This is a genomic window from Pseudomonas sp. TSRC2-2, assembly GCF_049897785.1.
Taxonomy (GTDB): Bacteria; Pseudomonadota; Gammaproteobacteria; order Pseudomonadales; family Pseudomonadaceae; genus Aquipseudomonas.
The window spans coordinates 307,721-318,136 of record NZ_JAFCWZ010000007.1; the positions used below are offsets into that span (position 1 = coordinate 307,721).

Here is a 10,416-nt window from a genome sequence, read left to right on the forward strand (position 1 = left end):
TTTAACAATGGCTGAACGTCTGAATAACGACTTCCAGTTCATCGATGTCGGGCGCAAGGATCCGAAGAAGAAACTGTTGCGTCAACGCAAGAAAGAGTTCGTTGAAATCTACGAACCGTTCAAACCCCAGCAGTCGGCCGATCAGGCCCACCGCTGCCTGGGCTGCGGCAACCCGTATTGCGAATGGAAGTGCCCGGTGCACAACTTCATTCCCAACTGGCTCAAGTTGGTGGCCGAGGGCAACATCCTCCAGGCCGCCGAGCTGTCGCACCAGACCAACACCCTGCCGGAAGTCTGCGGCCGGGTGTGCCCGCAGGATCGTCTGTGCGAGGGTGCCTGCACCCTCAACGACGGCTTTGGCGCGGTGACCATCGGTTCGGTCGAGAAATACATCACCGACACCGCGTTCGCCATGGGCTGGCGCCCGGACATGTCCAAGGTCAAGCCGACCGGCAAACGCGTGGCGATCATCGGTGCAGGCCCGGCGGGGCTGGGTTGTGCCGACGTGCTGGTGCGTGGCGGCGTAACCCCGGTGGTGTTCGACAAAAACCCGGAAATCGGCGGCTTGCTGACCTTTGGTATCCCGGAGTTCAAGCTGGAAAAGACCGTGCTGAGCAATCGTCGTGAAGTCTTCACCGGCATGGGCATCGAGTTCCGTCTCAACACAGAAGTCGGCAAAGACGTGACCATGGAGCAACTGCTCGCTGAATACGACGCGGTGTTCATGGGCATGGGCACCTACACCTACATGAAGGGTGGTTTTGCCGGTGAGGATCTGCCGGGTGTTTACGACGCGCTGGACTTCCTCATCGCCAACGTCAACCGCAACCTGGGCTTTGAAAAGTCGCCGGAAGATTTTGTCGACATGAAAGGCAAGAAGGTTGTGGTACTCGGCGGTGGCGACACGGCGATGGACTGCAACCGCACCTCGATCCGCCAGGGCGCCAAGTCGGTGACCTGCGCTTATCGTCGTGACGAAGCGAACATGCCCGGCTCGCGCAAAGAGGTGAAGAACGCCAAGGAAGAAGGGGTGAAATTCCTTTACAACCGCCAGCCGATCGCCATTGTCGGTGAGGACAAGGTTGAAGGCGTGAAGGTGGTCGAGACCCGTCTCGGCGAGCCGGATGCCCGTGGCCGTCGCAGCCCCGAGCCGATCCCGGGTTCCGAAGAGATCATTCCGGCCGACGCCGTGGTCATCGCCTTCGGCTTCCGCCCGAGCCCGGCGCCGTGGTTCGAGCAGTTCGAGATCCAGACCGACAGCCAGGGCCGCGTCGTTGCGCCTGAGCAAGGTCAGTACAAGCATCAGACCAGCAACCCGAAAATCTTTGCCGGTGGCGACATGGTGCGCGGTTCCGACCTGGTGGTAACGGCGATCTTCGAGGGGCGTAATGCGGCTGAGGGGATCCTTGATTACTTGGGCGTCTGAGCACATTTCAAGCTGAAACATGATCAAAACTGTGGGAGCGGGCTTGCTCGCGAATGCTGTGTATCAGTCACAAATGTGTCGACTGCCCCACCGCTTTCGCGAGCAAGCCCGCTCCCACTTTGGTTTCTGCGTGTTCAAGATAACGCGACAAATTGACCCGATAGACAAAAGGCTGACCCACATCCGTGCCTTTTGCGTCGCGCTCTGAGAAAATGCCCGCACTTTTTTTCCGGATGCCGACATGACTGCCCTGAAGAACGACCGTTTCCTCCGCGCCCTGCTCAAGCAACCCGTTGACGTCACCCCCGTGTGGATGATGCGCCAGGCCGGTCGCTACCTGCCGGAGTACCGCGCCAGCCGTGCCCACGCCGGCGACTTCATGAGCCTGTGCATGAATCCGCAATTCGCTTGCGAAGTCACTCTGCAACCACTCGACCGCTATCCGCAACTGGACGCGGCGATCCTGTTTTCCGACATCCTCACCATCCCCGATGCCATGGGCCAAGGCCTGTACTTCGAGACCGGCGAAGGCCCGCGCTTCAAGAAAGTCGTCAGCACGATGGCTGACATCGAAGCCCTGCCGATCCCGGATCCGCACAAGGATCTTGGCTACGTAATGGATGCGGTCAGCACCATCCGCCGCGAGCTCAACGGCCGCGTACCGCTGATCGGCTTCTCCGGCAGCCCGTGGACCCTGGCGACCTACATGGTCGAAGGTGGCTCGTCGAAAGACTTCCGCAAGACCAAAGCCATGCTCTACGACAACCCGCAAGCCATGCACCTGCTGCTGGATAAACTGGCGCAGTCGGTGACCTCCTACCTCAACGGCCAGATCATGGCCGGTGCACAAGCGGTGCAGATTTTCGATACCTGGGGCGGCAACCTGTCAGCCGCGGCGTATCAGGAATTCTCCCTGGCCTACATGAAGAAAATCGTCAGCGGCCTGATCCGCGAGAACGACGGCCGCAAAGTGCCGGTGATCCTCTTCACCAAGAACGGCGGCCTGTGGCTGGAAAGCATCGCCGAAGCCGGCGCCGATGCTCTGGGCCTGGACTGGACCTGCGACATCGGCAACGCCCGCGCCCGCGTCGGCGACAAGGTCGCGCTGCAAGGCAACATGGACCCGACCGTGCTCTACGCCAAACCGGAAGCGATCCGCACTGAAGTCGGGCGCATCCTCGCCAGTTATGGCAAGGGCAGCGGCCACGTGTTCAACCTCGGCCACGGCATCACGCCGGAAGTTGATCCGGAACATGCCGGTGCGTTCCTGCGTGCGGTGCATGAGTTGTCGGCGCAGTATCACGAGTGATCGGCGCCCCATGAAAACGCCCGGCTAAATGCCGGGCGTTTTTTTCACGATCCAACGTCGGATAAAGATCATCTGTGGGAGGGGGCTTGCTCCCGAAAGCGGCGGTTCAGCAGCATCTTCCTCGACTGACATATCGCATTCGGGAGCAAGCCCCCTCCCACAGGTTTCAGGTTAAGCTTTGACACCGCCAAGAGGCGGCAACTTCGCCAGCTTCAACGCCACCAGCAGGGCAACGAGCAGCAGCGCTCCGATAAACAGGCCGATCCCGTTCCATCCGCCCAGATGCCAGAACACCCCGCCCGCCGTACCAGCAATGCTCGACCCGGCGTAATAACTGAACAGATACAGCGACGACGCCTGTCCCTTTGCCTTCAACGCCCGTCGGCCGATCCAACTGCTCGCCACCGAGTGCGCGGCAAAGAAGCCGAAGGTGAACACCAGCATGCCGACGATCACCAGCAGCAACGAGGTGAACATGGTCAGGGCCAGTCCGGCGAACATCAGTGCAATGGTCGCCCACAACACTTTGCGCCGCCCCAGTTTGTCGGCCAGTGAACCGATCTTCGCCGAGCTGTAGATTCCCGACAGGTACACCACCGAGAGCAACCCGACGTACACCTGATCGAGGTGGTACGGCGCCGCCAGCAAGCGATAGCCGATGTAGTTGAACAGCGTGACGAACGCGCCCATCAACACAAATGCTTCAAGAAACAGCAGCGGCAGGCCGGCGTCGCGAAAATGCATGGTGAAACCGTCGAGCAGGCTACGCGGGTGCAGTGAGCGGGAGCGGAAGTTGCGCGACTCCGGGAGGATCTTCCAGAACACCGCCGCAGCGATCAGCGCCAAACCGCCAATCACCAGCATCGCCGTGTGCCAGCTGACAAAGTCGATCAGCACGCCGGTGATCAAACGTCCGCTCATCCCGCCGATCGCGTTGCCGCCGATGTACAAGCCCATCGCCAGACCGATGTGTTGTGGATGAATTTCTTCACTCAGATAGGTCATCGCCACCGCGGCCAGACCGCTCAACGACAGGCCGATCAGGGCGCGCATGATCAGCACGCCGTGCCAGCTCGGCATCATCGAGCTGGCGATGGTGCACAGCGCGGCAGCGAACAGCGCCGCGACCATCACTGGTTTACGGCCGATGCGGTCGGAAATCGGCCCGGTGATCAGCAGACCGAAGGCGAGCATCCCGGTCGCCACCGAGAGGATCAGGCTGCTCTGCGCCGCGTTGATTCCGTATTCGTGCGACAGCAGCGGCATCATCGGTTGCACGCAATAAAGCAGGGCGAACGTCGCGAAGCCACCGCAGAACAACGCCAGCACCGTACGCATGAACGCCGGGGTGCCTTTTTCGATGTAGATTTCCTGCAGTTCGGCGAGGGTATCGTCGCCGGCAGAGGGCGGGACTTCGTGGGCAAGGGGCGCGACAGCAGTTTTCACTTCAGACCTCGGAAAGCACAGCCGGGCAGGCAATGAAAAAATCATATAGCTGGCTAATGTTTCTATCCAATATATTGTTCGACCTGTTTGATAGCCTCAGCGACCTAATGGGAATCCCATGGAATTGCGTCATCTGCGTTACTTCATTGCCGTCGCCGAAGAACTGCATTTCGGCCGCGCCGCTCAGGCGCTGGGCATTTCGCAGCCTCCACTGAGCCAGCAGATTCAGGCGCTGGAACAGCAGCTCGGTGCGCGGTTGTTCGAGCGAACCAATCGTCGGGTCGAGCTGAGTGAGGCGGGCCGGTTGTTTTTGCAGGAGGCGCGGCTGGTGCTGGCGCAAGTCGACAAGGCGGCGGACGTTGCTCGCCGCGCGCAACTTGGCGAGCTGGGTGAGTTGAAGATTGGTTTCACTTCGTCGGCACCGTTCAACTCGACGATTCCCCAGGCGATTTTTTCCTTTCGTCAGCGCTTTCCGGCGGTGCATCTGAATCTGCGCGAAATGAGCAGCACCATGGTCGCCGATGCCTTGGTGGACGAGTCGATCGAAGTCGGCATCATGCGCCCGCTCGGATTGCCGGATTCGCTGAGTGTTGTGGAGTTGATGCGCGAGCCATTGGTGGCGGTGCTCAGTTCCAAACATCCGTTGGCTCAGGGCAGCGACGGAGGTCTCTTTCTCTCGGCGCTGGCGCTGGAACCTTTCGTATTTTTCCCACGCAGCTATGGCAGCGGGCTCTATGCACAACTGTTGAGCCTGGCCCGTGACGCCGGCTTCAGTCCGCATTTTGCCCAAGAGGCCGGCGAGGCAATGACCATTATCGGTCTGGTCGCAGCGGGCCTCGGTGTGTCAGTGCTGCCGGCGTCCTATCAACGCATGCGCATCGACGGCGTGGTCTATCGCCCGCTGCTTGATCCTGAAGCAATTTCAGCGGTATGGCTGGTGCAGCGCAAAGACCAGAAATCGCCGATGGCCAAGGCGTTTGTCGAACTGCTTACGCGCAAGGTTGAGCCGCAGAAAACCTGAAATCAAAAGATCGCAGCCTTCGCCCTTCAAGGCAATCGCACCAAATCCCCCTTCAAAGCGACCCGGGTAACAAAAACTCCTGCCCGGCACTCGTACGTATTCAAATCCTTGCGTACACGCTGGTCGTAGTAGCTGACGATATTGACCACCGCATTCGCCCCGACCCGCTTGGCATCAGCCTGCAATTTGATCAGATTCGACTGCAACACCCATTCACACGAAGCCTGATCGCTCTTGTTGAAACCGTTGGTTTTCAAATCACTGACCACCCCTCGGCGCAACAACTGCTGAGTGCCCTGCGGCCCGTTGCCGATCAGGTAGAACTTCACACTGCCATCCAGCCGACCGGCGCGAATGGCGTCCGACAGCACGGTTTCGAAAGGCATGTACATAAGGTTGGTGGCATGGCTGGCACTGGGCAGCAGGAGGATAAGCGCAGCGGCCAACAGGACTTTCACTTGCATGGTCATCTCCTTTGACGGTGAAAGAGAAACACGAGGGCAGGTGATGGTGCTGCGACCTGCATCAGCGAGTGTAGATGCTGCTGAATCACCGCAAATAAAAAGGGCGCCAAACGGCGCCCTTTGTCGTTTCTGGCGTTTACTGAACCTTCGCCAAATCACCCTTCAGCGCAACGCCCGCCATGATCGCGCCGGCGTGGCATTCGTAGGTTTGCGCGTCCTTGCGCTCGTTGCGCTTGTAGAAGCTGACGATGTTGGTCACGGCGTTGGCGCCGGCGTTTTTTGCGGCCTGGTGCAGGCTGATGATTGCCGATTGGGCTACCCACTCGCAGGCGACTTCGTCGGACTTGTTGAAGGCGTTGGTTTTCTTGTTGGTCACGGCGTCAGGGCTGACCACGGTGACTTTACCGGCCGGGGTGTTGCCGGCCAGATAGAATTTCACGCTGCCATCGATTTTGCCCGTGCGGGTGGCTTCGGCGACGGCTTTGTCGAATGGCAGGTAGACCGCCGTGTCGCGGGCCTGGCTCACCGCTGGCAAAGCGCAGAGCAGCAGGGTGACGGCAGCGAGTTTTTTTAAGTGCATGAAGGTCTCCTTGACCTGGATTGATTCGGTTATGCCCAGCGGCGGAAGATCAACGAAGTGTTGACGCCGCCGAAAGCGAAATTGTTGTTCATCACGTAGTCGTGGTGCATCTGGCGGAATTCGCCGCGCAGGTAATCGAGCTTGCCGCAGTGCGGGTCGACCTCGTCGAGGTTGAAGGTGTGCACGTAACGGTCGCTGTTGAGCATCTCGATGCTGAACCATGATTCCAGTGCACCGCAGGCACCGAGGGTGTGGCCGAGGAAACTCTTTTGTGAGCTGATTGGCATGCGTTCGCCGAACAGGCTGCTGGTGGCCAGCGTTTCGGCGATGTCGCCCTGCTCGGTCGCCGTGCCATGGCCGTTCACATAGCCGATGGCGTCCGGGCTGAGGCCGGCATCTTCCAGGGCCAGCTCCATGGCGCGGCGCATCGTGACCTGTTCCGGGCGGGTGGTGTGCTGGCCATCGGCGTTGCTGCCGAAACCGACGATTTCCGCGTGAATGTGCGCGCCACGGGCGAGGGCGTGCTCCAGCTCTTCGAGTACCAGCATGCCGCCGCCTTCACCGATCACCAGACCGTCGCGGCCCTTGTCATACGGGCGAGGGCTGCTCTGTGGCGCATCGTTTTTCAGACTGGTGGCGTAGAGCGCGTCGAAGACCATGGCTTCGGTCGGGCACAGCTCTTCGGCGCCGCCAGCGAGCATCAATGGCAAGCGGCCGAACTTGATCGCCTCGTAGGCGTAGCCGATGCCCTGGCTGCCGCTGGTGCAGGCGCTGGAGGTGGGAATCAGACGCCCGGTGAGGCCGAAGAAAATGCTGATATTGGCGGCGGTGGTATGCGGCATCATCCGCACGTAGGAGTTGGCGTTCAGCCCTTCGGCCACCGAGTTGAGCAGCATGTTGCCGAACGCTTTGATTTCGTCAGTGCTACCAGTGGACGAACCACAAGCGACGCCCATGCGCCCGTCCTTGATTGATTCGTCACCGAGCAGGCCGGCGTCGGCCAGAGCCTTTTCTGCTGCGCCGACCGCCAGTCGTGAGACCCGGCCCATGCTGCGCAACTGCTTGCGGGTCCAGTGCGACGGCACGACAAAGTCATCGATGGGCCCGGCCAGACGCGTGTTGAGTTCCGTGAAGCGATCCCACTCGTCCATGCGGCGAATGCCGCTGCGGTTGGCCGCGAAGTTGCCGGCAATGGTCTGCCAGTCGCTGCCCAGCGAGGTAATGCCGGCCATGCCGGTGACGACGACGCGCTTCATCAGCACAGGCCTCCGTTGACTGCCAGAACCTGACGAGTGATGTACGAGGCTTCCGCCGACATCAGGAAATTCACCGCAGCGGCGACTTCTTCAGGGGTGCCCATGCGCTGCGCGGGGATCATTTTCATCAGTTCCTCCACCGGCACGTTTTCGTCGAGCATGGCCGTGTCGATCAGGCCAGGGGCGACGCAGTTAACGGTGATTTTGCGCTTGCCCAGCTCGATCGCCAACGCCTTTGCCGCGCCGATCACGCCGGCCTTCGAGGCGCTGTAATTGACCTGGCCACGGTTGCCGATCAGACCCGACACCGAGGTGATGCAGACGATGCGTCCGGCGGCGCGACGACGAATCATCGGCATCATCACCGGGTGCAGAACGTTGTAGAAACCGTCGAGGTTGGTGCGCAGGACCACGTCCCAGTCGTCATCGCTCAGCGCCGGAAACGCACCGTCGCGGGTCAGGCCGGCGTTGAGCACCACGCCGTAATAGGCGCCGTGGTTTTCGACGTCGGCTTCGAGAATGCTTTTGCAGGTTTCACGGTCGGCGACGTCGAATTGCAGGATGCGTGCGCGGCGGCCCAATGCTTCGATTTCGGCCTGCACCGCTTGGGCTTCAGTCATGCCGCTTCGGCAATGCAGGACGATGTCATGCCCGGCCTGCGCCAGACGCAAGGCAATGGCGCGGCCGATGCCCCGGCTGGAGCCGGTGACCAGTACGGATTCAGTCATCGTGCGACTCCTTTGTCTGTTGCAGATATTGGTTGGCTTGCGGCGGACGGTACACGTTGAGCCGAGCGCTGGCATGAATGCCGTCGCCGTGGATGTGACATTCGAATACGCCCATGCCGTTGTCATCTTCCAGCGAACGAATGCCGTGGACGGTCAACTCGCTGCCAACCGGAAAGGCTTCGACGTTGCACTCGAATTTGCGCGTACCGAGCAGAAAACCCAGCTCCGGCGGATTGCCTTTTCGCCGTGCGTGGCATCCGGCGAAAGCGGCGACGCTCTGCGCCATCAGCTCGACACCGACCCACGCCGGCAGGCTGCCGTCGGGCAGGTTGAACAGGCCGTCGGGCTTGACCGTCAGGCGAGTGAAAATCTGCTCGTCATCGAAGCGCTCGATGGCGTCGATCAGAATCATGTCGCCGGCGTGCGGCAGCAGTTCGGCGAGCGGCCAGTGGCTCATGGGGCGTCTCCGATTATCAGGCTGACGTTGTTGCCGCCGAAGGCAAACGAGTTGCTCATCAGGTAGCGCGGTGCAATGGACGTCAGGCGTTCGCTCGCGGTCACCCACTTGAGCGGAGGCAGCACGGGATCGGCGTGGCCGTCCCAGATGTGCGGCGGCAACGCTTGATCAGGGTTGTCGGCGCTCAGGCTCAGCCAGCAGAACGCCGCTTCCAGCGCGCCTGCCGCGCCGAGGGTGTGGCCGGTCAGCGGCTTGGTTGACGAGCAGGCAACGCCTTCGGGAAACAGCGCAGCGACAGCCAGACTTTCCATGGCGTCGTTGTGCGCAGTGGCGGTGCCGTGCAGGTTCAGGTAGTCGATTTGCGCGGCTTGCAGACCAGCGCGGCCAAGCGCTTTCTGCATCGCTTGCAGGGCGCCGCGGCCGCTCGGCTCCGGCGCGGAAATATGGTGCGCATCCGAGCTGGCGCCCGCACCCAGCAAGGCGATGCCCTGGCCTTCGCCGCGCTGTTTGCTCATCACGAACAGCACCGCTGCCTCGCCGATATTGATGCCGTTGCGGTTGGCGGAAAACGGATTGCAGCGTTCATCTGAAACGGCTTCCAGCGAACAAAAACCGTTCAGCGTGAGCTTGCACAGACTGTCGACGCCGCCGCACAGCACCGCGTCGCACAGGCCCAGATCGAGCAGACGCCGGGCGCTCATCAGCGCGCGGGCGCTGGAGGTGCAGGCGGTGGAAATCACGTACGCCGGGCCGCTCACTTGCAGCCATTCGGCGAGGAAATTTGCCGGCGCGCCGAGCTCCTGCTGGCGATAGTCGTACTCGCGGGGAAATTGCTGCTCGCGGATGTAATGCGCCAGGCCACGACTGGCCTCGTCGATGCCCGAGGTGCTGGTGCCGAGTACCACGCCAATGCGCTCACGGCCATAGGTCTGGATCGCACGGTCGATGTCATCGCGGACTTGCAGGGCGGCTTCCAGCAACAGCTGATTGTTGCGACTGCTGTGTTCGAGCAGTTCGGCGGGGATCGGCGCCAATTCACCGTGCACGCCGGCGACAGGCAGCTCACGCTCGGCGACCCAGCCGGACTCGCGGCGCATCCCCGCACAGTCGCCGGCGAACAGATTGCGCGCGACTTCAGACTTGTTGCGGCCCAGGGCGCAGATCACGCCGAGGGCATTCAGGTAAGCGGTCATGGCGTCGATTCACCTAGCTGGGAAACGCGATAGTGCGGGCCTTGAGGCAGATTCAATTCGAAGCTCAACGGTTGTGAATAGCGGATGTCCCAGCGTGCCGGCAGTGAACGCTGATTGGCCTGTTGCCGAGCGTCGGGATAGTTACGCAGCAGCTCGGCGGGCGGCGTCAGGGCGAACAGCAATGCGGCGAATAATTCCCGCGCCTCGGGATTGGGCGGCAGCAGACCATCGGCCTGCCAATGCCCGTCGATCAGTTGCTGGCGGGCCTGGGGAATGCCCAGCGGATCCATCATCGACCAGCGAGTGCCGGCGCCTTCGCGCTGGATCACCAGCAGCCAGTCCTGACGTTGCCCGGCCTGCTCGCGCTCGATGTGCAGTTGCAGCGGCAGGGGCAGTGTCGGGTTGGCCGCAGGCAGCGGTGGCTGGCTGGCGCAGGCGCTCAACAGAAACATCATGCCGACCATAAAAAGCCGCCACACAGAGGGCATTGTGGGAGCGGGCTTGCTCGCGAAGGCATCGGTACATCCGACATCAAT

General features: G+C 61.4%; 11 protein-coding genes. 3 read left to right on the forward strand and 8 right to left on the reverse strand.

The features are described from left to right. The first annotated feature begins 7 nt into the window (after positions 1 to 7). Positions 8 to 1,426 (forward strand): FAD-dependent oxidoreductase, encoded by a 1,419-nt coding sequence (locus ACP7D9_RS16530; RefSeq protein ID WP_007909438.1) that lies wholly within the window; start codon positions 8 to 10, stop codon positions 1,424 to 1,426. 241 nt (positions 1,427 to 1,667) lie between these two features. Further along, the gene (gene hemE, locus ACP7D9_RS16535) at positions 1,668 to 2,735 is read left to right on the forward strand and encodes a uroporphyrinogen decarboxylase (protein WP_056787355.1); all 1,068 of its coding nucleotides are present in this window, start codon (positions 1,668 to 1,670) and stop codon (positions 2,733 to 2,735) included. 171 nt (positions 2,736 to 2,906) lie between these two features. On the opposite strand, the gene ACP7D9_RS16540 is transcribed toward hemE, so the two are convergent. Continuing rightward, entirely contained in the window at positions 2,907 to 4,181 is a 1,275-nt protein-coding gene (locus ACP7D9_RS16540) for an MFS transporter (RefSeq protein WP_101156608.1), read from the reverse strand. 118 nt (positions 4,182 to 4,299) lie between these two features. Here ACP7D9_RS16540 and ACP7D9_RS16545 point away from each other — a divergent pair, with 118 nt between their 5' ends. Further along, entirely contained in the window at positions 4,300 to 5,202 is a 903-nt protein-coding gene (locus tag ACP7D9_RS16545) for a LysR substrate-binding domain-containing protein (RefSeq protein WP_426158608.1), read from the forward strand. Positions 5,203 to 5,228: 26 nt separating this feature from the next. Here the strand turns inward: ACP7D9_RS16545 and ACP7D9_RS16550 are convergent, their stop codons facing one another. The 7 genes from ACP7D9_RS16550 to ACP7D9_RS16580 form a co-directional block, all read right to left on the reverse strand. Further along, positions 5,229 to 5,666 carry an excinuclease gene (locus ACP7D9_RS16550; RefSeq protein WP_426158610.1) on the reverse strand — a complete coding sequence of 146 codons (438 nt, stop codon included), beginning with the start codon at positions 5,664 to 5,666 and terminating at the stop codon, positions 5,229 to 5,231. Between the two features lie 136 nt (positions 5,667 to 5,802). Beyond that, positions 5,803 to 6,246 (reverse strand): excinuclease, encoded by a 444-nt coding sequence (locus ACP7D9_RS16555; protein ID WP_426158612.1) that lies wholly within the window; start codon positions 6,244 to 6,246, stop codon positions 5,803 to 5,805. Between the two features lie 29 nt (positions 6,247 to 6,275). Further along, positions 6,276 to 7,502, reverse strand: coding sequence for a beta-ketoacyl-ACP synthase (locus ACP7D9_RS16560; RefSeq protein ID WP_426158614.1), 1,227 nt, complete (start codon positions 7,500 to 7,502; stop codon positions 6,276 to 6,278). After that, positions 7,502 to 8,230: a 3-oxoacyl-ACP reductase FabG gene (gene fabG, locus ACP7D9_RS16565; RefSeq protein ID WP_016772040.1), complete on the reverse strand. Its 729-nt coding sequence runs from the start codon at positions 8,228 to 8,230 to the stop codon at positions 7,502 to 7,504. Before fabG ends, ACP7D9_RS16560 begins: the two co-directional genes overlap by 1 nt. Next, on the reverse strand, positions 8,223 to 8,687 hold the full coding sequence (locus ACP7D9_RS16570) for a hotdog family protein (protein WP_426158616.1): 465 nt from the start codon (positions 8,685 to 8,687) through the stop codon (positions 8,223 to 8,225). Before ACP7D9_RS16570 ends, fabG begins: the two co-directional genes overlap by 8 nt. Continuing rightward, positions 8,684 to 9,880, reverse strand: coding sequence for a beta-ketoacyl-[acyl-carrier-protein] synthase family protein (locus tag ACP7D9_RS16575; RefSeq protein ID WP_426158618.1), 1,197 nt, complete (start codon positions 9,878 to 9,880; stop codon positions 8,684 to 8,686). Before ACP7D9_RS16575 ends, ACP7D9_RS16570 begins: the two co-directional genes overlap by 4 nt. Further along, positions 9,877 to 10,344, reverse strand: coding sequence for a hypothetical protein (locus tag ACP7D9_RS16580; protein WP_426158620.1), 468 nt, complete (start codon positions 10,342 to 10,344; stop codon positions 9,877 to 9,879). The genes ACP7D9_RS16575 and ACP7D9_RS16580 overlap by 4 nt, the downstream gene beginning before the upstream one ends. Between the last annotated feature and the right edge of the window lie 72 nt (positions 10,345 to 10,416).